The organism is Oerskovia enterophila (assembly GCF_044748475.1).
GTDB lineage: Bacteria > Actinomycetota > Actinomycetes > Actinomycetales > Cellulomonadaceae > Oerskovia > Oerskovia enterophila.
This window is the reverse complement of sequence record NZ_JBIVFZ010000002.1, coordinates 104,205-127,649: the sequence shown is the minus strand read 5'-3', so window position 1 is coordinate 127,649 and position 23,445 is coordinate 104,205. Positions and strand designations below refer to the sequence as shown.

The window sequence follows — 23,445 nt, the reverse complement described above, 5'->3', positions numbered from 1 at the left end:
GACGGCGTGCCCGCGCACGGCCCCGGAAACCGACGACCACTGGGAGTCCACCCTGTTCACGCTCGCGACCCCCTCTCCCTTCGTTGCCGCTGCAGAAGGCGAAGGCGGCTTCCACGCGCCGACGATCGGTGAGTTCTTCCCCGATGCCATTCTCTTCGCCGGCACCCCGTTCGAGTTCAACCGGCTGCAGCTCATCCGTGTGATCGCGACGATCGTCCTGCTGACGATCTTCCTCATCGCGGCCCGGCGCGCCAAGCTCGTGCCCGGCAGGTTCCAGAACGGCGTCGAGATGGTCCTCGACTTCGCTCGCGTGAACATCGTCGAGGAGATCATGGGGACCGAGCGGGCTCGCCGCTACGTCCCGATGATCACGACGATCTTCGTGACGATCCTCGCGTTCAACCTCACGGGTGTCGTGCCCGGGCTGAACCTCTCGGGCACCTCGGTCGCCGGCGTGGCGATCCTCCTGGCCCTGTGGGTCTTCGTGGCCTACTGGGCCGCGGGCATCCGCCAGCACGGCCTGTGGGGCTACATCCGGGCGAACCTGTTCCCCCCGGGCGTGCCGTTCCCGATCTACTTCATCCTGGCGCCGATCGAGCTGCTCCAGCTCCTGATCATCCGCCCGGCCTCGCTGGTCATCCGACTGACCGCGAACATGGTCGCCGGCCACATCATGCTGGTCCTGTGCTTCGCCGCCACGAACTTCCTCCTGCTCGAGGCCGCTCCGGCCCTCAAGGCGATCAGCGCCCTGACGCTCGCCGGGGGCATCGCGATCACCCTCTTCGAGGTCTTCGTCGCGGGCCTGCAGGCGTACATCTTCGCGCTCCTCGCCACGGTCTACATCAACATGTCGATCGAAGAAGAGCACTGACCCGCACCGCAGACCCTGGTTCCGCCGCCTCGGCGTCGGCGCCGTCCCTGAGCTCCACCTGACGCAACGCACCTGACGCCCGTTCGCACGACCGGGCGCCCAACGGAAGGAAACACCGTGGACGTCACCACCCTCGCCGCTGTCGAAGGCAGCATCAACACCATCGGCTACGGCATCGCCGCGATCGGCCCGGGCATCGGCCTCGGCATCCTGATCGGCAAGACGGTCGAGGGCATGGCCCGCCAGCCCGAGGTCGCCGGCCAGCTCCGCGGCACCATGTTCATCGGTCTGGCCTTCGTCGAGATCCTCGCCCTGCTCGGCTTCGTCGCTGGCTTCATCTTCTGATGTCGACCATCGGCCCCCAGGCGGTCCTCGCCGCAGAGTCTGGCGAGGTCGACCCCATCCAGCTGTTCCTTCCGCCGTTCTACGACCTCTTCTGGTCGGCGGTCGTCCTGATCATCATCGCGGTCGTCTTCTACAAGATGGTCCTTCCCAAGTTCCAGGCGGTGCTCGACGAGCGCACGGCCAAGATCGAGGGTGGCCTGGCCAAGGCTGAGTCCGCTCAGGCCGAGGCCGCGGCAGCGCTGGCGGAGTACCACCAGCAGCTCCAGGAGGCACGCACCGAGGCCGCGAAGATCCGTGAGGACGCGCGCGCCGAGGGCACGGCCATCGTGGCCGACCAGAAGGTCAAGGCCGGCGAGGAGGCCGCTCGCATCGTCGAGACGGCACACCGCCAGATCGAGGCCGAGCGCCAGCAGGCGTCGGTCTCGCTGCGCAACGACGTGGGGACGCTCGCGACCCAGCTCGCGTCGAAGATCGTCGGCGAGTCCCTCGAGGACTCCGCACGTCAGTCGCGTGTCGTGGACCGCTTCCTCGACGAGCTCGAGGCTGCGGGAGCCGGGGCTGCCAGCGCGGCGGCCAACGGCAAGGAGGGCTGATGCGCGGGACGAGCGGAGCCTCCCTCGCGCAGGCTCAGGAGCGTTTCGAGCCGGTGCTGCGCGCGGCGGGTGAAGGAGCCTTCGCCCTGGGCGAGCAGCTCCTCACCGTCGCCGCGGCGCTGGACGCCTCGGTGCCCCTGCGTCGCGCCCTCGCCGACCCGTCGCGGTCGGGCGAGGACAAGGCGGCCCTGGCCGCCGACCTCCTCCGGGAGGGCTTCGACGGTCGTGTGGTCGACCTCGTCTCGGGCGTCGCCCGCGGACGCTGGGCGCGCGACGTGGACATCGCGGACGCCGTCGAGCACCTCGGTGTCGACGCGGTCCTGGCCTCGGCCGAGGCCCGCGGCGCGCTCGAGCGCGTCGAGGACGAGCTCTTCCGCATCACGCGGTCGCTCGTCGGGGAGCGCGAGGCACGTCGAGTGCTCACCGAGACCTCCACGGACCCCGCTCGTCGCAAGGCGTTCGTCGACGCGCTGCTCGCGGGCAAGGTCGACCCGGTCACCCAGTTCCTCGCGGAGCGGGCGACCATCGCACCCCGGGGGCGTCGCTTCGTGGCCACCCTCGTGTGGCTCGGGGAGGTCGCCGCACAGCGTCGTCGTCGTCTCGTCGCCTCGGTGACGACCGGTGCGGTGCTCAGCCAGGCACAGCAGGACCGTCTGTCCGCGCTCCTCGAGCGCGCGTACGGCCGGGCAGTCCAGCTGAACGTCACCGTGGACCCCGAGGTCCTCGGCGGCCTGCGCGTCCAGGTCGGAGCGGACGTCGTCGACTCGACGGTGCTCTCCCGCCTGGCCGATGCACGCAGACGACTGGTCAGCTGACCTGTTCGCCCGAACACTGAGGTCCTCGCGGCCCCCGGTGTCGTCGACACCCTGCCGGCTCCCGAGCCGGCGAACTGACAAGAACGTTCGACCGTTCCCGCACCTCGCGGGGCGGCCACGACAGGAGAAGAGCAATGGCTGAGCTGACGATCCGGCCCGACGAGATCAGGGCCGCGCTGGACAGCTTCGTGAAGTCCTACGAGCCCCAGGGTGCGGTGACCGAGGAAGTCGGTCGCGTCACCCTTGCCGCTGACGGCATCGCCCAGGTGGAAGGCCTTCCGGGCGCAATGGCCAACGAGCTGCTGCGCTTCGAGGACGGCACCCTCGGCCTTGCCCTGAACTTGGACGTTCGCCAGATCGGTGTCGTCGTCCTGGGTGAGTTCACCGGGATCGAGGAGGGCCAGGAGGTCCGCCGGACCGGCGAGGTCCTCTCGGTCGCCGTCGGCGACGGCTACCTGGGTCGCGTCGTCGACCCGCTGGGCCAGCCGATCGACGGTCTCGGTGAGATCGCGACCGAGGGCCGCCGCGCCCTCGAGCTGCAGGCCCCCGGCGTCATGGACCGCAAGTCGGTCCACGAGCCGCTGCAGACCGGCCTCAAGGCGATCGACTCGATGATCCCGGTGGGCCGCGGTCAGCGCCAGCTGATCATCGGTGACCGCCAGACCGGCAAGACCGCGATCGCGATCGACACGATCATCAACCAGAAGGCGAACTGGGAGACCGGCGACCCGACCAAGCAGGTCCGCTGCATCTACGTCGCTATCGGCCAGAAGGGCTCGACCATCGCCGCCGTCCGCGGCGCGCTGGAAGAGGCCGGAGCGCTCGAGTACACGACGATCGTCGCGGCCCCGGCCTCCGACCCGGCAGGCTTCAAGTACCTCGCGCCCTACACCGGCTCGGCCATCGGCCAGCACTGGATGTACGGCGGCAAGCACGTCCTCATCGTGTTCGACGACCTGTCGAAGCAGGCCGAGGCCTACCGTGCCGTGTCGCTGCTCCTCCGCCGCCCGCCGGGCCGCGAGGCGTACCCCGGTGACGTCTTCTACCTGCACTCCCGTCTGCTCGAGCGTTGTGCGAAGCTCTCGGACGAGCTCGGTGCGGGCTCCATGACGGGCCTGCCCGTCATCGAGACCAAGGCGAACGACGTGTCGGCGTACATCCCGACCAACGTCATCTCGATCACCGACGGCCAGATCTTCCTCCAGTCGGACCTCTTCAACGCCGACCAGCGCCCCGCGGTCGACGTCGGCATCTCGGTCTCCCGAGTCGGCGGTGCCGCACAGGTCAAGGCCATGAAGCAGGTCTCCGGCACGCTCAAGCTCGAGCTCGCCCAGTACCGCTCGCTCGAGGCCTTCGCGATGTTCGCCTCGGACCTCGACGCGGCCTCGCGCGGCCAGCTGACCCGTGGCGCTCGCCTCATGGAGCTCCTCAAGCAGGGTCAGTACTCGCCGTACCCGGTCGAGGACCAGGTCGCCTCGATCTGGGCTGGCACCAAGGGCAAGCTGGACGACGTTCCGCTCGAGGACGTGCGCCGCTTCGAGAGCGAGCTGCTCGACCACCTGCGCCGCAACACGGACGTGCTCGGCACGATCGCCTCGACCGGCAAGCTCTCGGACGAGGTCGAGTCTGCGCTCGCTCAGGGCATCGACGACTTCCGCAACGGCTTCCTCAAGGGCGACGGTTCGCCGCTCGTCGGTGGAGACGCTGACGAGGAAGAGGGCGTCGTCGTCGAGCAGGAGCAGATCGTCCGGCAGAAGAAGGCCTGACATGGCCGGATCCCAGCGCGTCTACAAGCAGCGGATCAAGTCGACGCAGTCCCTGAAGAAGATGTTCCGCGCGCAGGAGCTCATCGCGGCGTCGAGGATCGGGCGCGCCCGCGCCCGGTCCGCCGAGGCCGGCCCGTACGCCCAGGCGATCACGCAGGCGGTCTCGGCGGTCGCGACGCACTCCACGACGCGGCACCCGCTGACGTCCGAGCGCACCGACACGAACCGCGTCGCGGTGCTCGTGGTCGCCTCGGACCGCGGCATGGCCGGCGCCTACTCGGCGTCGATCATCCGCGAGACGGAGCGGCTCGTCGAGCGCCTCACGCACGAGGGCAAGGAGGTCGCGCTCTACGCCGCCGGGCGTCGCGCCGTGACCTACTACACGTTCCGTCACCGTGAGCTCGCCCAGTCGTGGACCGGCGGTTCGGACGCACCCACTGCGGACGTCGCCCGGGACATCGCCGACACCCTGCTGGAGGCGTTCCTCGCCCCGGCGGACGAGGGTGGCGTCGGTGAGCTGCACATCGTGTACACGCAGTTCGTGAACATGGTCACGCAGCGTCCCCGGGTCGTGCGGATGCTCCCTCTCGAGGTCGTCGAGGGTGTCGCTCCTGCGGGCCAGCACGACGTGCTCCCGCTGTACGACTTCGAGCCCTCGTCCGAGGCCGTCCTCGACGCACTGCTGCCGCGCTACGTGCGCAGCCGCATCTACAGCTGCCTCCTGCAGGCGGCCGCGTCGGAGCTGGCCGCCCGCCAGCGCGCGATGCACACCGCGACGGACAACGCCGAGGACCTGGTCCGCATGTACACGCGACTTGCGAACCAGGCACGACAGGCCGACATCACCCAGGAGATCAGCGAGATCGTCTCGGGTGCCGACGCCCTGGCGGCGTCGTGAGGTACCGCACGACGAACACGTCGATCTCCATCACCTGCACCGAACCTGCCGGAGCTCTCTCCGGCCCTGCGAAGCGAGGCCAGTAATGACCGCCACCACCGTGGAAGCCCAGGTCGAGCACCAGAGCGGACCCGGCGTGGGCCGTGTCGCCCGCGTGATCGGCCCCGTCGTCGACATCGAGTTCCCGTCCGACGCCATCCCCGAGATCTACAACGCACTGACCGTGGACATCGACCTGTCCGGCCAGGGCGAGGGGGAGAAGTCCTTCCGACTGACCCTCGAGGTCGCACAGCACCTGGGTGACTCGCTCATCCGTGCGATCGCCCTCAAGCCGACCGACGGCCTGGTCCGTGGCGCGGTCGTCACCGACACGGGCGCGCCGATCAGCGTCCCCGTGGGCGACATCACCAAGGGCCACGTGTTCAACGTGACCGGTGACGTGCTCAACCTCGCGGAGGGCGAGAAGCTCGAGATCACCGAGCGCTGGCCCATCCACCGCAAGCCCCCGGCATTCGACCAGCTCGAGTCGAAGACCAACATGTTCGAGACCGGCATCAAGTCGATCGACCTCCTGACGCCGTACGTGCAGGGTGGGAAGATCGGCCTCTTCGGTGGTGCGGGCGTCGGCAAGACGGTCCTCATCCAGGAGATGATCCAGCGTGTGGCGCAGAACCACGGTGGTGTCTCGGTGTTCGCCGGTGTCGGCGAGCGCACGCGTGAGGGCAACGACCTGATCGTCGAGATGGAGGAGGCGGGCGTCTTCGACAAGACGGCACTCGTCTTCGGCCAGATGGACGAGCCGCCGGGCACGCGTCTTCGCGTCGCGCTCTCCGCGCTCACCATGGCGGAGTACTTCCGTGACGTCCAGAAGCAGGACGTGCTGCTCTTCATCGACAACATCTTCCGCTTCACGCAGGCCGGTTCCGAGGTCTCCACGCTGCTCGGGCGCATGCCCTCCGCGGTGGGCTACCAGCCGAACCTGGCCGACGAGATGGGTCTGCTCCAGGAGCGCATCACCTCGACGCGTGGTCACTCGATCACGTCGCTCCAGGCGATCTACGTCCCTGCCGACGACTACACCGACCCGGCGCCGGCGACCACGTTCGCCCACCTGGACGCGACCACCGAGCTCTCGCGTGAGATCGCCTCGAAGGGTCTGTACCCGGCGATCGACCCGTTGACCTCGTCGTCGCGCATCCTCGACCCGCGGTACGTGGGCCAGGAGCACTACGACGTCGCGACGCGCGTCAAGTCGATCCTGCAGCGCAACAAGGAGCTCCAGGACATCATCGCGATCCTCGGTGTGGACGAGCTCTCCGAGGAGGACAAGACGGTCGTGGCGCGTGCGCGCCGCATCCAGCAGTTCCTCTCGCAGAACACCTACATGGCCGAGAAGTTCACGGGTGTCGTGGGTTCGACGGTTCCGCTGACGGAGACCATCGAGGCGTTCAAGAAGATCGCGGACGGCGAGTTCGACCACATCTCGGAGCAGGCGTTCTTCAACATCGGTGGCCTCGAGGACCTCGAGCGCAACTGGGCCCGCATCCAGAAGGAGTACGGCGTCTGATTCGACGTGAGCGCGCCGCGCGCTCGGCCCACCGGCCGAGCACGCGGCGCGCTTCGTCAGACCCGTGCACCGACATGAAGGAGTTCAAGTGGCACAACTGAACGTCGACCTCGTGGCGGCGGACCGCAAGATCTGGTCCGGGACCGCGCGCGCAGTGAGCGCGCCGGCCGCCGACGGTGAGATCGGGATCCTCGCGGACCACTCACCGGTCCTGTCCGTCCTGGAGGCGGGCACCGTCCGGATCACCGGGGTCTCCGGCGAGAAGATCGCCGTCAAGGTCACCGGCGGCTTCCTCTCGGTGGACTCCAACCAGGTCATGCTCGTGGTCGACGACGCCGAGGTGCTCGACGCCTCCGCCGTCTCCGGCCACTGACGGGACCAGGTAGCACACGTGCCGCTCCCCGCCTGGATCGCGATCGGACTCCTTCTGGTGGTCCTGGTCGTGGTCGGGCTGGGGGCGTTGCGTCTCCGGGCCATCGCCCACCGGGTCGGCTCGTTCGAGTGCAGCGCCCGCCCGGCGGGCGCCGAGCAGGCCTCGTGGTCGCTCGGCATCGCGCACTACGGCGTCGGACGCATCGACTGGTGGCGCTGCTGGTCCTTGTCCCTGCGCCCCGCGAGGTCCTGGCGCCGCCAGGACCTCGTGATCGTGTCCCGTCGCCCCGTCGAGGCCCCTGACCGCGACCTCTTCCTGGTCGAGTGCTCGTACGAGGGCAGGCGGTTCGAGCTGCTCATGTCGAGCGGGGCCTACGCGGGCCTGGCATCGTGGCTCGAGGCGGCCCCTCCCGGCCGCCGCGGCGTGGTCGTCTGAGGGCCTGCGCGTAGCCTGGCCGTCCGGCGGCGGCTCGTCTGCCCCTCCGGCCCGGCGCCGCCTCGCTCTCGTCCGTCCCGCCGGCGCCGCACCCCGTGAGCTGGTGGCTCACCCGTCCGTCCCGGTCGGCGCTGTGCCAGCGTCGCTCTCCGTCGTCGTCCCCGGTCTTGCGTCATCCCGGTCTGAGGAGTTCTTCGTGCGTCTCGTGGTTGCCCAGTGCTCGGCCCACTACACGGGTCGGCTCTCGGCCCATCTCCCGCTCGCGACCCGCGTGCTGCTGGTCAAGGCGGACGGCAGCGTGCTCCTGCACTCGGACGGTGGCTCGTACAAGCCGCTGAACTGGATGAGCCCCCCGTGCTCCATGGCTGTCACCGAGCCCGACGAGACGGCGCGCGAGCGCGGCGTGACCCAGGTCTGGGCGGTTCAGCACGCCAAGAGCGACGACCGCCTCGAGATCGAGCTGCACGAGGTCCTGCACGACTCGGCTCACGACCTCGGGATCGACCCGGGTCTCATCAAGGACGGCGTCGAGGCCCACCTGCAGGAGATGCTCGCGGCGCAGATCCAGCTCCTCGGGACGGGGCACACCCTGATCCGCCGGGAGTACCCCACGGCGATCGGTCCGGTCGACATCCTGGCCCGTGACAAGGACGGCGCGACGGTCGCGGTCGAGATCAAGCGCCGCGGAGACATCGACGGCGTCGAGCAGCTCACGCGGTACCTCGACCTGCTGAACCGCGACCCGCTGCTGGCCCCCGTGCGCGGCGTGTTCGCGGCGCAGGAGATCAAGCCGCAGGCGCGCGTCCTGGCGACCGACCGGGGGATCGGCTGCCTGGTCCTGGACTACGACGCGATGCGCGGGGTCGACGACGTGGACTCGCGCCTCTTCTGACCCGGAGCCCGCACACCCGCGCGGTGCGCGGGCTTCTCTCGTGCTACATTTTTGAACATGTTCAAAAACCCGCGCACGGCGACCGGGGCGACCTCATGAGCCCCACCCCCAAGTCGGAGGAGACCCGGGCCAAGGTCCTCGGGGTGGCCCTCGCGATGCTGCGCGAGCAGGGCTACGAGGCCACGACCATGCGGTCCATCGCGTCCGCGGCGGGCGTGAGCACGGGCAACGCCTACTACTACTTCCCGTCCAAGGACCACCTGGTCCAGGAGCTCTACCTCGACGTCCTGCGTGCGCACCGGGTCGCCGCCGACGAGATCCTCGCGCAGGGCGGGTCGCTCACCGACCGGCTGCGCCGCGTGCTCGACGCGTCGATCGACGTCTTCGCGCCCTACCACTCGTTCGGCGCGGAGTTCGTCTCGGTCGCGATCCGGCCGGGCGCGGCCGCCAACCCGTTCAGCGAGGCGTCGCGCGAGGCTCGCGAGCTCTCGCTCGGGATCTTCGAGGACCTCGTGGCCGGCGCCTCGCCCGCGGTGCCCCCCTCCCTGCGGGCGCAGCTCCCCGAGCTGCTCTGGTTCGCCCAGCTCGGGGTGACGCTCTTCTGGGTCCAGGACTCGTCGTCGGGCACAGCGCGCACGCGGCGCCTGGTCGCCGGGGCGAGCCCCATCGTGGGCAAGCTCGTGCGCCTGTCCCGTCTCCCGGTCGCCCGCGGGGTCGTCGACGACGTCCTGCGCCTGACGTCGTCCCTGCGAGGCTGAGGTGTCCGCATCGACCGCCCTGCTCGTGGACCTCGTGGTCGCGTTCGGGCTCGTCGCGGTCCTCCCGCTCGGGCTGTCGCTGCTCGGGCCTCGCGTCGTGCCCGGGGCGGGCGGGGCGTGGTGGCCCGTGGCAGGGGCGGCGGCCGCCGCCGGGGCGTGGCTCCCGCACGGACTGTGGGCGCAGGTCGCGACCGTCCCCTTCCTCGCGGGGTCGGCGGTGCTGCTCGTCGCCGCGGTCCGCGCGGCGCTCCCCGGCCCGACGGCGCCACGCCCGCTCGGTGTGCGGCTCGCCGTCGGCGTGGCGCTCGCCCTGCCGAGCGTCGGTGCCGCCGCGATGCTCGCCGACCGCGGCGGCTGGGGGCTGCTCGGCTTCTCGGGGACCTACCTCGCGCTGACGGTCCCGCACATGCTCTTCGCGGGGTTCGCCGCGGCCCTGGTCGCGGGGCTCGTCGCCGGGCAAGGTGCCGGGCACGACGACCCCCGCGACCCGGACACTTCCGACACCCACCGGGCCCCGGACCGGGGCCGCGCCGCGCGAGCGGGCGCGTGGGGTGTGCCGGTCGGCACGGGACTGGTCCTCGTGGGCTACTTCCTGGGCGACGTGGCCGAGCTGGCGGGTGCGCTCGTGCTCACGGGGGCGCTGTGGTGCACCGCGTGGGCCGCCCTCGGGCTCGCGGCACGGGGCTGGGCACGGGGGCTGCTCGTCGCCGGATCCGTCGCGGTGGCGTGCTCGATGCTGCTCGCGGTGTGGTGGGCCGTGGGTGAGGCGACCGGGCTGCCGCACCCGAGCATCGGGCAGATGGCCGCGACGCACGGCGTGGCCAACGCGGTCGGGTTCGCGCTGTGCACGCTGCTGGGCCTCCGGGTGGTCCGGGGTGCGGCGGGGGAGCGGCTCGAGCGCGAGGGGCCCGGCGTCCCGGCGCTGCAAGGAACGGCCACCCGGCCACACAGACCCAGCAGGACCCCAGGACGGAGACAGGCATGACGCAGAGCCGCACGACCTACCCCGAGGTGGGCGCGACGCGCGCCGCGGAGCTGCCCGCGGGCTACGCCCACCTCCGCCTGCGCCACCGGCTCTCCGAGCGGCCCTGCACGGTCGCGGAGCTCGGACGCCTGGGCGAGCAGCTCCTGACCTGGCAGGTGCACGCGGCGGCTCACGTGCGGATCGAGACGTCGGCCCCGGTCGCGGAGCCGGGAGGTCGCGTCGTCACGCGGCTCGGCGTGGGCAGGGTGCGGCTCGAGGAGCCCTGCGAGATCGTGTGGGTCGAGCGCGAGGAGCAGCGCATCGGGTTCGGCTACGGGACCCTGCCCGGCCACGTGTTCGTGGGCGAGGAGGCGTTCGTGCTCGAGCGGGACGCGGCCGGGGACGTGTGGTTCGTGGTCGACGTCTTCAGCAACCCAGCGGTCCGCTGGGTCTCGGCGGTGCGTCTGTTCGTCCCGACGTTCCAGCGGCTGTACATCGCGCACCTCGCCCGGGCGGCACGCAAGCTCCTGCGTGACGGCTGACGGGCCGTCTCGGCCCTCGACCGCTCGACGTCAGGTGCAGTGGCCATTCGTGCGTCGTCCGAACGAAGTGCGCAAGAATGAGGACATGACGTCGAACGCCGCCCCGCACCCCATCGTCCCGTCGTCCGCAGGAGCCGCCCGCTCCGCCCTGCGCGGGCGAGTCGTCACCCCGCAGGAGGTCCTCGAGGACGGCGTCGTCGTCCTCGACGGGGCGAAGATCGCGTGGGTCGGCGACCGTCGCGACGCGGCAGCCGCCGGGTACGGCGCCGAGGTCGAGGCGGCCGAGGCTCCCGTCGACGGTCAGGTCGTCCTGCCCGGGCTCGTCGAGCTGCACAACCACGGCGGCGGCGGAGCGAGCTTCCCCGACGCCGAGGACGCGGAGCAGGCGCTCGTCGCGGTGCGCGAGCACCGGCGTCACGGGACGACGAGCCTCGTCGCCTCGCTCGTGACGGCCGAGCGCGAGACGCTCCTGCGCCGGGTCGCGACGCTCGCCGACCTGGGCGACGCCGGTGAGATCGCAGGCATCCACCTCGAGGGACCGTTCCTGTCGGAGGTGCGGTGCGGCGCCCAGAACCCGCACGACATGCTCGCGGGAGACGTCGAGCTGGTCCGGGCCATCGCGGAGGCCGGGCGTGGACACTTCCGCACCATGACGTTCGCACCCGAGGTCCCGGGGAACACCGGTCCCGGGGGTGTCGTCGAGGCGCTCGTCGAGGTCGGCGCGGTCCCGTCGATCGGGCACACCGACGCCTCGTCCGAGCAGACGGACGCGGCGATCGTCGAGGGGGTCGCGGCCCTCGCGGCGCGTCGAGCAGCGCAGGCCGCGGCGGGCGAGCCGGTAGGCCCCGCGCCGCGCCTGACCGCGACGCACCTGTTCAACGGCATGCGTCCCCTGCACCACCGGGCGCCTGGCCCCGTCGCGGCGTGCCTGGCGGCTGCTGCGCGCGGAGAGCTCGTGGTCGAGCTCGTGGCCGACGGCACCCACCTCGCGGCCGGGACCGTGCGCAGCGTGTTCGAGCTCGTGGGGCCCGACGCGATCGTGCTCGTCACGGACGCCATGGCCGCCGCGGGCATGCCCGACGGCACCTATCAGCTCGGCCCCATGGCCGTGACGGTCGCGGACGGCGTCGCGCGGCTCGACGACGGCACGCCCGAGGGCTCGATCGCGGGCGGCACGTTCCACCTGCTCGACGTGGTGCGTGCGACGACCGGCTTCGGGATCCCGCTGGTCGACGCGGTCAAGTCTGCCTCGTACACGCCCGCCGGCGTCCTGGGACGCTCGGACATCGGTGCGCTGGAGGCCGGACGACGTGCCGACGTCGTCGTGACCGACGCCGACCTGACGCCCCTCGCGGTGTGGCGCGGGGGCCGGCCGGTCGTCTGACCCGGCCCACGCGCGGCTCGCTGCCCGACGGCGGGCCGCGCCTCCCACGGGCGGGCGGCCTCGCCGGCGTCCCGGCAAGCGGGCGCGCCTCGCGCCGAGACGCCCACCTCGCCCGCCTCAGAACCGGATCGAGGCGAGCCTGGCGGCGCCCTCGAGCCGGGCGAGGAGGTCCACGGCACCCGTGATCGTGTCCGGGACGTCGAGGGCCGCGTCCTGCCACGCGTAGCGGCCCGAGGCCCGGACCTCGGCCCGGCCCACGGGCTCCCAGGTGCCGGCTCGGTCCCCGGCGCGACGGACCAGGAGCTCGACGGCCCCCACGGTCGGGCCGTCCGGCGACCCCGGACCACGGGTGCCCGGGCGGGACCCGTCCCCGCTCCCGCCGGGCGCTCCGCCCGTGCCGGGCCCGGCGGTCGAGGCGACCGACAACGTCGCGCGCCGCACGCCGTCGAGCACGAGACCGTCGTAGCGTGCCCAGCCCGACCTGCTGCCGGCCGCGACCTCGATCGCCGAGCCCTCCTCGGGGGTGCGGTCGCTCGTGAGCACGCCGTCGTAGGCGTCGAACCCGTGGGCGTGGAGCGCCACACCGCCGAGCGGTCGCGCGGGGCGGGGAGCGCCCATGACGCGCAGCGGAGCGCGGACCGGGAGGTCGACGCTCGAGGGGCCCGTGCCGATCTCGTAGTCGCCCGGCTGGAGGTGGAACGCCCCGGGGGTCGAGGTGCCGGGGCCGTCCGCGCTCACGCCGACGTCCCAGACGGCGAGGCGCGACACGTCGATCTCGAGCGCGACGCTCGCTGCCTCGCCCGGCGCGAGGTGGACCCGCGTGCGGGCCACGAGGCGACGGCGCGGCGCCGTGACGGGGAGGTCCGGGGCGAGCGCGTACAGGGCCACGAGCTCGTCGACCGGCCGGGCGCCCGTGTTGCGCAGGCGCACGGTCGCGACGAGGGATGTGCCGGGAACGCCCCCAGGGCCCGAGGTGGGCGACACCGCGGCCGCGAGCTCCCCGGTGGTCGTCCCGGTCGTGGCGGTCAGCCCGGGCGTCGAGAGCGTGATCGCGTCGTACGCGACCGCGGACCAGGACAGGCCGTGCCCGAACGCGTACAGGGGGTCGGCGTCGCTGTACCAGTAGGTCGTCCCGGCGGACACGACGTCGTAGTCGAGGATCTCGCCCGCGTCCCGGGTCTCGCGCCACCACGTCTGGGCGAGGCGTCCCGTGGGCTCGAGGTCGCCCGAGAGCACGTCGACCAGTCCTGACCCCAGCTCCTGCCCGCCGTGCGACGTCCACACGACCGCGGCGGCCTCGTCGGCGACGGGTCCCAGGGCATAGGGGTAGCTCGAGACGACCACGAGCACGGCGGGGCGGCCCGACTCGTGCGCGACCCTCCAGATCTCCTGCATGCCTGCCGGCAGGTCGAGGTGCGGGCGGTCCTCGGTCTCCCGGCCCAGCACGTGCGGATCGTTGCCCACGGCGACGAGGACGACGTCGGCCTCCGCGGCGACCCGGGCGACCTCCGGGGCGCCGGCCCGCACGGTCCGCACCGTGAACCGCTCGGCGGCTTCTGCGTCGTCGGCGTTGGCGACCAGCAGGCCGCTGCCGTGCTGGACGCGCACCCACCGGCGGCTCCCGACGTGCTGGAGCGACCAGGACCCGTCCGGGTGGCGGTGCGAGCGGAAGGTCTCCTGCGCGACCCAGCCGCCGATCCGCTCGGCGTCGGCCGCGAGGATCCACGAGGCCCCCGTGAGCATCCGGCCGCTGACGACCGAGCGCAGCGTCAGGACGCCCTCGCCCCAGTCGGTCACGTCGAGGTGGGTGCTCGGGGACGCGGTCGGGGACGACGCGGTCAGGACCGACGCGTCGACGCTCACCGCGACGTACGCGCCTGTCGAGCGTGAGCGCAGCGCGACCCGGTCGGCTCCGTCGGCGACGAGGACCTCGGCGTCCGGGTAGCGCGCGACGAGGGCCGCGGCGATCGACGTGGTGTACGGCGGCGTGCCCGAGTACCAGTCGTGGACCACGCGGTCGGCGTGCGGGCCGACGACCGCGACCCGGGTCGGGGTGGCACGGAGCGGGAGCACCCCCTCGTTCGAGAGCACGACGACGCCTCGCGCGACCGCCTCGCGGGCGAGCGCACGGTGCTCGGGCAGGTCGATCGCGTCGGGGGCGATCGACCGGTAGGGATCCAGGTCGGGCGGGGAGAGCTCGCCCGTCCGGGCGCGCAGGACGAGGAGGCGCAGGACCGCGCGGTCGACGTCGGACTCGGTGACCAGCCCGGCGGCGAGCGCCGCCGTGACACGTTCGATCGTGAGCCGAGGATCCGCGTCGTTGTCGGTGAACGAGTCGACGCCGGCCCGCAGGGCAGCCGCGTGCGAGGCGGTGTGCGTCGGGAAGTAGCGCTCGGACTCGACCAGGTTGGTGGGGGCGGCGGCGTCGGAGACCACCGCGATCGAGCCCGGGGCCCAGCTCCGCAGCTCGTCCAGGAGCTCGCGCGCGACGTGGTTGGGACGCCCGTTGACGAGGTTGTAGGACGGCATGACGGCCCCGACCGCGCCTGAGGCGACCGCGCCCTGGTAGGCGGGGAGCTCGTACTCGCGCAGCGCCTGGGGCGGGAGGTGCGAGCTCGTGACCGACCGGTCGACCTCGTTCGAGTAGCCGAGGAAGTGCTTGAGGGTCGGGACGGTCTTCCAGACCGTCGGGTGCGCGCCGCGCAGGCCCCGGGAGTAGGCGGTCGCGAGCTCGGTGGTCAGGTGCGGGTCCTCGGAGAAGCACTCCTCGCCGCGACCCCACAGGGGGTGGCGCAGCGGGTTCACGACCGGCGCCCAGACGTTGAGGCTCACGGACGGGTCGCCCGCGTGCTTGGCCCGCACCTCGGTCGCGACCGCGTCGCCCACACGGGTGAGCAGGTCCTCGTCCCACGAGGCCGCGAGGCCCACGGGCTGGGGGAAGACCGTCGCGGTGCCGAGCCACGAGACCCCGTGCAGGGCCTCGGTGCCGGTGCGGAACGGGGCGAGCCCCAGGCGCTCGACGGCCGGGGCCGCCTGGTGCAGCATGGCGACCTTCTCGTCGAGCGTCAGGAGCGCGAGGACCGCGCCGGCCCGAGCCTCGGCGGGGTCCAGGACCGGGGCGTCCCGAGCCAGGTCGGGGGCGTCGTGGAGAGAGTGCATGGCTCCTCGTTCTTCGAAACGGTTCGACAATGAACCGGGTACGTACAGGCCAAGAGGGGTGTCGGTATCGTCCACCAGATCGTGCGCCGAGGCAAGGTGGTCGCGTTTCCACGGTTGCTATTGCTTCACCCGGTGCGCGTGCCATAGAGTCCTGGGCGTCGAACCGCTTCGACGTTCTTCGAGGCTGACGACGAGCATCCACGAACGGTCTGGCTCCGCCGGTCCGCACCATGGCACGATGCCGTGCCGCGTTATCCACGAAGGAGTGAAGAACGCCCATGAAGAGGCAATCAGCTACCGCACCGATGCAGGGCACGCTCAACCGCCGCTCGTTCCTCGGCCTGCTCGGCGCCGGGATCGCCGTGGTCGGCGTGCCCTCGCTGCTCTCGTCGTGCAGCACCGCGGGCGCCGGGGTGAACGCCGCCACGGCAGGCAAGGTCAGCGCGGGCGTGCTCCCGGGGTACTTCCCGGTCGAGTACGTCTCGCCCGACTTCCCGAGCGTCAACGGTTCGACGGCGGGCTACGCCTCGATCCCGAAGGAGCTCGTCAAGGCGTTCCCGAAGCCGCCCGGGAGCGGCGGCACCTACACCGCGATGACGCCGCTGTGGGGCACGATCCCGCCGACCAAGGGCAACCAGTACTTCGACGCGGTCAACGAGGCGTCGGGGACCACGCTCGCGTTCCAGATCAGCGACGGCAACACCTACGGGGACAAGCTCGCTGCCGTGCTCGCCTCCGCGAAGGACGTCCCGGACTGGGTCTCGATCCCCTCCTGGAACGTGCCGCCGCGCTTCGGTCAGGCCGTCGACGCGCTGTTCGAGGACCTCACGCCGTTCCTCGCGGGGGACGCCGTCAAGAAGTACCCCAACCTCGCGAACATCTCGACCGACACCTGGAAGTTCTGCGTCTTCAACGACAAGCTGTACGCGCTGCCCTTCCCCGGCGAGATCATCACCGACGCCACGTTCTACCGTGCGGACGTGTTCGACGAGCTCGGCATCACGGCGCAGCCCACGAACGCCCAGGAGCTGCTCGACCTCGCCAAGGAGGTCACGGACCCTGCGGCCAAGCGGTGGGGGGCCAACGACCTGTGGGTCACGGCCACGCAGATGTACTCCGTCCCCCCGAAGTGGAAGGTCGACGACGCGGGCAAGCTGGTCCACCGGGTCGAGACCGACGAGTACCGAGCGGCGCTCGAGTGGCAGTCCAAGCTCTACGCGCAGGGCTCCGTCCACCCCGACGCGGTCGCGGACAACTCCGGCGACGCCAAGCAGCGCTTCGAGTCGGGCCAGGTCCTCATCTCGAGCGACGGCCTGGGCGGCTGGCACGAGGCGCTGGGACGCAACCTCCCCATCAACGCCGCGTACTCGCAGCTGCCCTTCGCCCCCTTCGCGGCCGACGGCGGCAAGGCCACGCTCTTCAAGGGCAACCCCGCGAACATCTTCAGCTTCCTCAAGAAGAACTCCGACAAGGCCAAGATCGAAGAGCTGCTGACGGTCGCGAACTTCCTGGCGTCCCCGTTCGGCACCGAGGAGTTCGCGCTCATCAACTACGGGGTCGAGGGCGTCCACTACGACCTGGACGAGAACAACCTCCCCGTCTCGACCGACCGGGCGGCGACCGAGCTCCAGCCGACCTTCATCTTCCTCACCGACCCGCCGGTCGTGAACGCCAAGGTCCAGTACCCGGGCTTCGTCGAGGCCTTCTGCACCTGGATGGCCGACGCCGCGAAGACGACCGTCGACCCGGTCTTCTACGGACAGCAGATCACCGAGCCCAACCAGTACGCCTCGATCGCCCAGCCGTTCGAGGATCTCGAGAAGGACATCGCGCGCGGCCGCAAGTCCATGACGGACCTCGACGCGGCGATCACCACGTGGAAGTCCGCCGGCGGTGACGAGCTGCGCGCGTTCTACCAGGACATCCTGGACGCGCAGTGACGCTCCACGTCGGAGACCGGGGCCGGGTGCCCACCGCGGCCACCGGCGACGGCGAGGTTCCGGGCCCGGCGGACGCGACGCCGTCGGGCCCGGGAGGGGGCGCCGCCGCCGTCGCGGACCCCGCAGCCCCGCCCGTCCCGGCGGTCCGCACGATCCCCTGGCGGGTCCGCCTCCGGCGTGACCGGTCGCTGATCCTCATGACGCTGCCCGCGGTGATCCTGCTGGTCGTCTTCGCGTACGTCCCCATGCTCGGCAACGTCGTCGCGTGGCAGGACTACTCGCCCTACGTCGGGATCGGTGGCAGCCCGTTCATCGGGTGGGCCAACTTCGAGCGCATCTTCACCGACCCGCTCTTCCTCGACGCGATCGTCAACACCCTGACGATCACGGCGTTCCAGCTCGTGTTCTTCTTCCCCGTCCCGATCGTCCTCGCGCTCCTGCTCAACAGCGTCGTGACACCGGGCGTGCGGACCATGATCCAGTCGATCGTCTACCTGCCGCACTTCTTCTCCTGGGTGCTCGTCGTGACGATCTTCCAGCAGATCTTCGGCGGGGCCGGCTTCATCAACCAGCACCTCGCCGCGGCCGGGCACCAGGGGTTCGACCTCATGACGAACCCCGACACGTTCCTGCTGCTCATCACGGCGCAGTCCGTGTGGAAGGACGCGGGCTGGGGGATCATCATCTTCCTCGCCGCGCTCAGCACCGTGGACCCGGCGCTGTACGAGGCCTCGGCCATGGACGGCGCGGGCCGGTGGCGCCGCATGTGGCACATCACGCTGCCCGCGCTGCGGCCCGTCATCATCCTGCTGCTCATCCTGCGCCTGGGCGACGCGCTCACGGTCGGGTTCGAGCAGCTCATCCTCCAGCGAGGAGCCGTCGGGGCGGGCGTGTCCGAGGTCATCGACACGTTCGTCTACTACCAGGGCGTCGTCAACGGCGACTGGGCCTTCGCGGCCGCTGCAGGGCTGGTCAAGGGGATCGTCTCCCTGCTGCTGGTCCTCGGCGCGAACAAGCTGGCGCACGTCTTCGGAGAAGCGGGAGTGTACAAGCGAGCATGAGCACCACGACGAACGCGGACCGGGCCCCGCGCAGCGGGCCCGACACCACGGGCGCCCCGGGCGATCCCGGCCGAGCGACCCCCGGCGCGTCGGGCGGAGCCACGCCCCTCAAGCGGCGCCGGCGGTCCAAGCACCGCGCCCCGTGGGAGGGCGACCCGCACCCCGTGGGGGCCGTCGCCAAGGTGGTGATCCTCGCCGCGATCGTGTTCGTGGTGGTCTTCCCGCTCTACACGATCATCCTCACGTCGCTGTCCTCGCAGGCCGACATCACGCGCTCGGGGGGCCTGGTCACGATCCCCGGGTCGCTGAGCCTGAGCGCGTACTCGCAGATCCTCGCGGGCGGGATCGTCACGCAGGCCGCGCTCGTGAGCATCGGTGTCACGCTCGTGGGCACGCTGCTGTCCACGTCGGTGTCGGTCCTCGCGGCCTACGGGCTGAGCCGTCCGGGCTCGTTCGGGCACCGCCCGCTGCTGTTCACGCTGCTCGTGACCATGTTCTTCGGGGCAGGCATGATCCCGACCTACCTGCTGGTCAGCGCGCTCGGGCTCATCGACACGTACTGGTCGCTGATCCTGCCGGGCGCGGTGTCGGCGTTCAACGTGCTCATCCTGCGTGCCTTCTTCATGGGCATCGACCGGAGCATCACCGACGCCGCGCGCATCGACGGCGCGGGGGACTGGCGCATCCTGGGCCGGATCGTCATGCCCATGTCCAAGGCGTCGATCGCGGTCGTCGCGCTGTTCTACGGGGTCGGCTACTGGAACGCGTTCTTCAACGCGATGCTCTACATCAACGACAACGCCAAGTGGCCGCTCCAGCTCGTGCTGCGCTCGTACGTGCTCCAGGGCGTGACCCTGCCGGGCAGCGGGGTCAACCAGGTGGACGTCGCGGCGGGGGCCGTGACGGGACTGCCGGTCAAGATGGCCGTCATGGTCCTGGCCGTGATCCCGATCCTCGCGATCTACCCGTTCGTCCAGCGGCACTTCACCAAGGGCGTGATCTTCGGGGCCATCAAGGGGTGAACTGACGGCTCCGGACGAACGACCGGCGGCTACCGCGGCGCCCTGCGGGTGCTGCCACGGTCGGTCAGCACGGGGGCGAGCAGCCTGGTCTCGGCCGGCTGGTCGCCCCCGAGGCGTGCCACGACCATCTCGACCGCGACCCGGCCGATCGCCTCGGCCGGGATGTCGACGCTCGTCACGGGGGACTGCATCGCGAGAGCCACGTCGGTGGGGCACACGGCCACGACCGAGACGTCCTCGGGCACCGACTTGCCGCGCTCGCGCAGGTGCGCGAGCACGTGCGGCAGGGCGACCTCGTTGTGCACGACGACGCCCGTGACGCCCGGCATCGCGTCGAGCAGCCGGTCGACCGCGTCGTACGCCCCGGCCACGGACGACTCGGCGGGCTCGATCGCGTACGTCGCGCCGGCCTGCTCGCACGCCGTGGTGAACCCGCGCAGCATGCGCTCGGCGTAGGACGTGTGCCGCTCGAGCACCGCGGGCGGCGAGCCGATCAGCGCGACGTGCCGGTGCCCCTGGTCGAGCAGGTGCCGGACCGCGGTGCGCCCGGCGGCCTCGAAGTCCAGGTCCACGCAGCTCAGGCCCGCGGGGTCGCGGGGGAGCCCGATCAGCACGGTCGGCTGCTTGAGGCCCACCAGGACCGGGATGCGGGGATCGTCGTCCTCGACGTCCATCATGACCAGGGCGTCGACCATCGAGCCGCTCGCGACCCGGTCGAGGCCCGTGGTGTCGTCCTGGGTCAGGAGCAGGACGTCGTGGTCGACCGCCCGCGCGCTCGTCACGACCCCGGCGACGAACTGCATGATGACCCCGACGTTGACGCCCACGCGCAGCGGCGCCATGAGTGCGATGACGTTGGTGCGTGCCGAGGCCAGGGCGCGCGCCCCCGCGTGGGGTCGGTAGCCGAGCTGCTCGATCGCACGCTCGACCCGGTGCCGCGTCGCCGCGGAGATCGGGCGCTTGCCCGACAGGACGTAGGAGACGGTCGAGGCGGAGACCCCGGCGGTCTTCGCGACGTCATCGATCGTGGCCACGGTGTGCTCCTTCTCGGGCGGGGACGGCAGGGGACGGCGGCCCCCCGGCGGGTGGTCCGGCGGCATGGCCGGCGGGGTCCTGGGAGGGGGTCGGGTCCGTGGCGGAGGACGTGCAGGACGCGCCGAGAGCCTCGTGCCCGAGGGCAACCCTAGCGCCGGGCGCGAGGTCGACGTCGGCACGGCGCCCGTCCGCGGTGCGCAGCCGGACGCGGACGGCGCGCGTCGGGGGAGCGGTCAACCGGACCTCGGTCACGCGCATGTCCCGCCAGGTGATCCCCACGAGGATCCCGCCACGTGCTCGCAGCCCGTCGACCTCGCCCTGGGGCCAGGCCTCGGGCAGCGCGGGCAGCAGGTCCAGGTGGTCGGTGTGGCTCTGGAGGAGCATCTCGGCGATCGCCGCCGTGAGGCCCAGGTTCCCGTCGATCTGGAACGGCGGGTGCGCGCTGAAGAGGTTCGGGTAGAGCCCGCCGCGGTGCGGGGCGGGCCCGCTCTCCAGCGGGTCCGACGGCGACGCGACCGTCCGCAGCGCGAGCCGCACCTGGTCGTGGGCCCGGTCGCCGCGCCCGAGCCGGGCCCACAGCGCGGCCCGCCAGGCGAGGGACCAACCGGTCGACTCGGGGCCGCGCAGGTCGAGGCTCCGCGCCGCGGCCCGGCACAGGTCGGGGTGCTCCTCGGGGGTCAGGCTCCCCAGGGGGAACAGTCCCACGAGGTGCGAGAGGTGCCGGTGCTCGGGCTCGGCCTCGGGCAGGTCCTCGGCCCACTCGAGCAGGCCCCCGCGGGCCCCCACCCGGGGGGACGGGAGGAGCGCGACCGCGGTCTCGAGGTCGGACAGCCACCCGGGGGCGTGGCGCGCCGGGCCACCCGGCTCCACGAGCGCCTCGTGCGCCGCGCGGCACGACGCCGCGAGGTCGCGCAGCAGGGCGACATCCATGGTGGCCGACCTCGTGACCGCCGCGGGCGCGCCGTCAGGCGCGAGGTAGTGGTTCTCCGGAGACGTCGACGGTGAGGTCCAGGCTTGGCGGGGGACCTCGACGAACCCGTCGGCGTCGCGCCGCGCGTCGGTGCAGATCCAGTCCAGCGCGAAGAGTCCCGCGCCCTCGAGCACGGGCCACGCCACGTCGCGCAGATAGCCGGGATCAGGGGCGAACACGTAGTGGTCCCAGACGTGGCGCGCGAGCCAGGTCCCGCCCAGCGCCCAGCTCGCCCAGGCAGGGTCGCCGTGCCCCGCACCCACGGGCCAGGCATGCCCCCAGACGTCGGTGTTGTGGTGCGCGACCCACCCGCGCGTCCCGTAGAGCGTCGCGGCCGCGCGCGCCCCGGTGCCGCGTGCGATGCGGGCCGTGAGGGCGAGCAGGGGCTCGTGGCACTCGGCAAGGTCGGTGGTCTCGGCGGCCCAGTAGTTCATGGGCGTGTTGACGTTGAGCGTGTAGCTGCTGCTCCACGGAGCGGGGAGCTCGTCGTTCCAGAGTCCCTGCAGCGTCGCGGGGAGGCCACCGGGTCGTGAGCTCGAGATCAGGAGGTAGCGGCCGTGGTGGAAGGCGAGCGCGGCCAGCGCGGGGTCCGCCGGGTCGGCGTGCGTCGCAGCGACGGCGTGCGGGCGACGCAGGTGGTGCTCGGTCACCGTGGCGCCCGTCGCGTCCCCTCGCACGGGCACCGGCCCGAGCCGGAGCCGGACCCGGTCGAAGAGGCGACGGTGCTCGTCGACGTGGCGGCGCCGAAGACACTCGACGATGCCTGCGACCGCCTCGTCCGCCCAGGGGCCCGACGAGGCGGGGAAGGCCTGGTCGGACCCACCGGGTCGCTGCGGCTCCCTCGGGGGCTCGACAGTGCTCGACGACCCCGACGAGAGGGCTGCGACGGCGCTCGCGGTCGCCCGGGCAGACGCGTCGGCTCGTGAGCCCGGTCCCGTGGACGTCGGGTCCTGCGACGTCGCGGTCGCGACGACGAGCACGTGCCGCAGCGCCGCGGGCAGGACGAGCCGGCCGTCCTCGACCCGCGCGCCGGGAGCGGCGACGACCGCGACCCCGTGCCGCCCGCCGTCGTCGTACCGCACCGGGACCTCGACGCTCTCGTGGCCCGGAGCGACGTCGACCGGGAGCTGCACCTCGTGCCGCAGGATCCCGCACGCGAGCGCACCAGGGCTCGCGGCGACCTCCCCGCCGGGGTCCGCGCCACCGCGCTCCTCGGGAGCAGGGGCGGCGTCGGCCGACGTCCCGCGCAGGACGCTCGAGACCCGGACCGTGAGGGTGCTCGGCGTGCTGGTCGTGACCGTGTGGACGAGCACCTGGTCGGGCGCGCCGACCCACGTCTCGTGCCGGACGTCGAGACCCTGCGCCGGTCCCGGCAGCGAGTACTCGTGCGACGCGACGGCCTCGTGCAGGTCGAGCCGTCGGGAGTAGCCACGGGTCCCGTGCGCACCGGCGGGCTCGCTCGTCGCGCCGGGAGGGTCCTTCGCCTCGGCCGGTGCGACGCTCACGTGGACGTCGACGAACGGGAGGTAGGCCTGCGCGTACGGAGTCTGCACGTCCTGCAGGAGCTGCTCGGCGCGGCGCGGATCTCCCGCCGTGACGGCCGCCCGGACCTCGGCGAGGTGCGCGGGCCCGTGCGCGCGCGGAGGTTCCGGGGCCCAGGCCGGGGGGCGTGCGTCGGCGCTCGAGGGCCCGCGGCCCGCGAGCGGCTCGGCCCCCGCCCCGGACCACACGGTCGCGTCGTTGACCTGGAGCCGCTCGGTGCCGATCCCGCCGAAGCACATGGCGCCGATCCTCCCGTTCCCCACCGGAAGCGCTTCGATCCATTCTTCCGCGGGACGGTCGTCGACGAGCGACCATCCGTCGAACGGCCCCGTCGGCTCGTCTCGATGCCCATCGCGCCGCGCGATCATGCGGTTTGCCTCCTCGTTCTGCGGGGCGCTCCCCGGCTTTCCCGGGAGCCGTCCTCGACGAAGCGTCTCGTCAGGACGCTGGACAGGACCTCGGCGGTCAGACTAGCGTGTTGAACCGCTTCGATGAAGTGGAGACCAGGAGAGG

General features: G+C 72.1%; 20 protein-coding genes. 17 read left to right on the top strand and 3 right to left on the bottom strand.

Annotated features, from left to right (window positions below):
* The first annotated feature begins 52 nt into the window (after positions 1-52).
* The 14 genes from atpB to ACIPWA_RS05175 all read left to right on the top strand — a co-directional run bounded on the left by atpB (position 53) and on the right by ACIPWA_RS05175 (position 12,203).
* Entirely contained in the window at positions 53-871 is an 819-nt protein-coding gene (gene atpB, locus ACIPWA_RS05240) for a F0F1 ATP synthase subunit A (protein ID WP_056646174.1), read from the top strand.
* A 117-nt stretch (positions 872-988) separates the two neighbouring features.
* Positions 989-1,216 carry an ATP synthase F0 subunit C gene (gene atpE / locus ACIPWA_RS05235; protein ID WP_030149959.1) on the top strand — a complete coding sequence of 76 codons (228 nt, stop codon included), beginning with the start codon at positions 989-991 and terminating at the stop codon, positions 1,214-1,216.
* The gene (locus tag ACIPWA_RS05230; protein WP_056646177.1) at positions 1,216-1,809 is read left to right on the top strand and encodes a F0F1 ATP synthase subunit B; all 594 of its coding nucleotides are present in this window, start codon (positions 1,216-1,218) and stop codon (positions 1,807-1,809) included. The genes atpE and ACIPWA_RS05230 overlap by 1 nt, the downstream gene beginning before the upstream one ends.
* Positions 1,809-2,624 (top strand): F0F1 ATP synthase subunit delta, encoded by an 816-nt coding sequence (locus ACIPWA_RS05225; protein ID WP_056646180.1) that lies wholly within the window; start codon positions 1,809-1,811, stop codon positions 2,622-2,624. The genes ACIPWA_RS05230 and ACIPWA_RS05225 overlap by 1 nt, the downstream gene beginning before the upstream one ends.
* 134 nt (positions 2,625-2,758) lie before the next feature.
* Positions 2,759-4,390: a F0F1 ATP synthase subunit alpha gene (atpA, locus tag ACIPWA_RS05220; RefSeq protein ID WP_400288591.1), complete on the top strand. Its 1,632-nt coding sequence runs from the start codon at positions 2,759-2,761 to the stop codon at positions 4,388-4,390.
* 1 nt (position 4,391) lies between these two features.
* A complete protein-coding gene (locus ACIPWA_RS05215) occupies positions 4,392-5,288 on the top strand; it encodes a F0F1 ATP synthase subunit gamma (RefSeq protein ID WP_056646186.1) in 897 nt (298 codons plus the stop codon).
* A gap of 85 nt (positions 5,289-5,373) precedes the next feature.
* Entirely contained in the window at positions 5,374-6,855 is a 1,482-nt protein-coding gene (gene atpD, locus ACIPWA_RS05210; protein WP_191800002.1) for a F0F1 ATP synthase subunit beta, read from the top strand.
* An 88-nt stretch (positions 6,856-6,943) separates the two neighbouring features.
* Positions 6,944-7,228 carry a F0F1 ATP synthase subunit epsilon gene (locus tag ACIPWA_RS05205; RefSeq protein ID WP_056646193.1) on the top strand — a complete coding sequence of 95 codons (285 nt, stop codon included), beginning with the start codon at positions 6,944-6,946 and terminating at the stop codon, positions 7,226-7,228.
* An 18-nt stretch (positions 7,229-7,246) separates the two neighbouring features.
* A complete protein-coding gene (locus tag ACIPWA_RS05200) occupies positions 7,247-7,663 on the top strand; it encodes a DUF2550 domain-containing protein (RefSeq protein WP_400288588.1) in 417 nt (138 codons plus the stop codon).
* Positions 7,664-7,859: 196 nt separating this feature from the next.
* Positions 7,860-8,555: an endonuclease NucS gene (gene nucS, locus ACIPWA_RS05195; protein ID WP_056646199.1), complete on the top strand. Its 696-nt coding sequence runs from the start codon at positions 7,860-7,862 to the stop codon at positions 8,553-8,555.
* A 95-nt stretch (positions 8,556-8,650) separates the two neighbouring features.
* A complete protein-coding gene (locus ACIPWA_RS05190; RefSeq protein ID WP_082618462.1) occupies positions 8,651-9,313 on the top strand; it encodes a TetR/AcrR family transcriptional regulator in 663 nt (220 codons plus the stop codon).
* Between the two features lies 1 nt (position 9,314).
* The gene (locus tag ACIPWA_RS05185; RefSeq protein ID WP_400288585.1) at positions 9,315-10,298 is read left to right on the top strand and encodes a YndJ family protein; all 984 of its coding nucleotides are present in this window, start codon (positions 9,315-9,317) and stop codon (positions 10,296-10,298) included.
* A complete protein-coding gene (locus ACIPWA_RS05180; RefSeq protein ID WP_400288582.1) occupies positions 10,295-10,819 on the top strand; it encodes a DUF1990 family protein in 525 nt (174 codons plus the stop codon). The genes ACIPWA_RS05185 and ACIPWA_RS05180 overlap by 4 nt, the downstream gene beginning before the upstream one ends.
* Positions 10,820-10,904: 85 nt before the next feature.
* Positions 10,905-12,203 (top strand): N-acetylglucosamine-6-phosphate deacetylase, encoded by a 1,299-nt coding sequence (locus tag ACIPWA_RS05175; RefSeq protein ID WP_400288580.1) that lies wholly within the window; start codon positions 10,905-10,907, stop codon positions 12,201-12,203.
* 117 nt (positions 12,204-12,320) lie between these two features.
* Here the strand turns inward: ACIPWA_RS05175 and ACIPWA_RS05170 are convergent, their stop codons facing one another.
* On the bottom strand, positions 12,321-15,362 hold the full coding sequence (locus tag ACIPWA_RS05170) for a glycoside hydrolase family 3 C-terminal domain-containing protein (protein ID WP_400288578.1): 3,042 nt from the start codon (positions 15,360-15,362) through the stop codon (positions 12,321-12,323).
* Between the two features lie 278 nt (positions 15,363-15,640).
* On the opposite strand from ACIPWA_RS05170, the gene ACIPWA_RS05165 reads away from it, so the two are divergent.
* The 3 genes from ACIPWA_RS05165 to ACIPWA_RS05155 all read left to right on the top strand — a co-directional run bounded on the left by ACIPWA_RS05165 (position 15,641) and on the right by ACIPWA_RS05155 (position 19,385).
* Positions 15,641-17,302, top strand: a complete 1,662-nt coding sequence (locus ACIPWA_RS05165; protein ID WP_400288576.1) for a type 2 periplasmic-binding domain-containing protein — start codon at positions 15,641-15,643, stop codon at positions 17,300-17,302.
* A gap of 152 nt (positions 17,303-17,454) precedes the next feature.
* Complete coding sequence (locus ACIPWA_RS05160) at positions 17,455-18,363, top strand: ABC transporter permease (protein WP_231907548.1); 909 nt, start codon at positions 17,455-17,457, stop codon at positions 18,361-18,363.
* Positions 18,360-19,385, top strand: a complete 1,026-nt coding sequence (locus ACIPWA_RS05155) for a carbohydrate ABC transporter permease (protein WP_068625368.1) — start codon at positions 18,360-18,362, stop codon at positions 19,383-19,385. The genes ACIPWA_RS05160 and ACIPWA_RS05155 overlap by 4 nt, the downstream gene beginning before the upstream one ends.
* A 29-nt stretch (positions 19,386-19,414) precedes the next feature.
* On the opposite strand, the gene ACIPWA_RS05150 is transcribed toward ACIPWA_RS05155, so the two are convergent.
* Together ACIPWA_RS05150 and ACIPWA_RS05145 are read right to left on the bottom strand one after the other, a co-directional pair.
* A complete protein-coding gene (locus tag ACIPWA_RS05150; RefSeq protein ID WP_068625367.1) occupies positions 19,415-20,419 on the bottom strand; it encodes a LacI family DNA-binding transcriptional regulator in 1,005 nt (334 codons plus the stop codon).
* Entirely contained in the window at positions 20,403-23,300 is a 2,898-nt protein-coding gene (locus ACIPWA_RS05145) for a glycoside hydrolase family 95 protein (protein WP_400288573.1), read from the bottom strand. The genes ACIPWA_RS05150 and ACIPWA_RS05145 overlap by 17 nt, the downstream gene beginning before the upstream one ends.
* Between the last annotated feature and the right edge of the window lie 145 nt (positions 23,301-23,445).

What these genes read in the sequence shown, in the direction of transcription:
- ACIPWA_RS05225 (WP_056646180.1), top strand. Translation starts at nt 1,809, where the DNA reads ATGCGCGGGACGAGCGGAGCCTCCCTCGCGCAGGCTCAGGAGCGTTTC.
- ACIPWA_RS05230 (WP_056646177.1), top strand. Translation starts at nt 1,216, where the DNA reads ATGTCGACCATCGGCCCCCAGGCGGTCCTCGCCGCAGAGTCTGGCGAG.
- ACIPWA_RS05170 (WP_400288578.1), bottom strand. Translation starts at nt 15,362, where the DNA reads ATGCACTCTCTCCACGACGCCCCCGACCTGGCTCGGGACGCCCCGGTC.
- ACIPWA_RS05165 (WP_400288576.1), top strand. Translation starts at nt 15,641, where the DNA reads ATGAAGAGGCAATCAGCTACCGCACCGATGCAGGGCACGCTCAACCGC.
- atpA (WP_400288591.1), top strand. Translation starts at nt 2,759, where the DNA reads ATGGCTGAGCTGACGATCCGGCCCGACGAGATCAGGGCCGCGCTGGAC.
- ACIPWA_RS05145 (WP_400288573.1), bottom strand. Translation starts at nt 23,300, where the DNA reads ATGATCGCGCGGCGCGATGGGCATCGAGACGAGCCGACGGGGCCGTTC.
- ACIPWA_RS05155 (WP_068625368.1), top strand. Translation starts at nt 18,360, where the DNA reads ATGAGCACCACGACGAACGCGGACCGGGCCCCGCGCAGCGGGCCCGAC.
- ACIPWA_RS05175 (WP_400288580.1), top strand. Translation starts at nt 10,905, where the DNA reads ATGACGTCGAACGCCGCCCCGCACCCCATCGTCCCGTCGTCCGCAGGA.
- ACIPWA_RS05180 (WP_400288582.1), top strand. Translation starts at nt 10,295, where the DNA reads ATGACGCAGAGCCGCACGACCTACCCCGAGGTGGGCGCGACGCGCGCC.
- ACIPWA_RS05215 (WP_056646186.1), top strand. Translation starts at nt 4,392, where the DNA reads ATGGCCGGATCCCAGCGCGTCTACAAGCAGCGGATCAAGTCGACGCAG.
- atpD (WP_191800002.1), top strand. Translation starts at nt 5,374, where the DNA reads ATGACCGCCACCACCGTGGAAGCCCAGGTCGAGCACCAGAGCGGACCC.
- ACIPWA_RS05190 (WP_082618462.1), top strand. Translation starts at nt 8,651, where the DNA reads ATGAGCCCCACCCCCAAGTCGGAGGAGACCCGGGCCAAGGTCCTCGGG.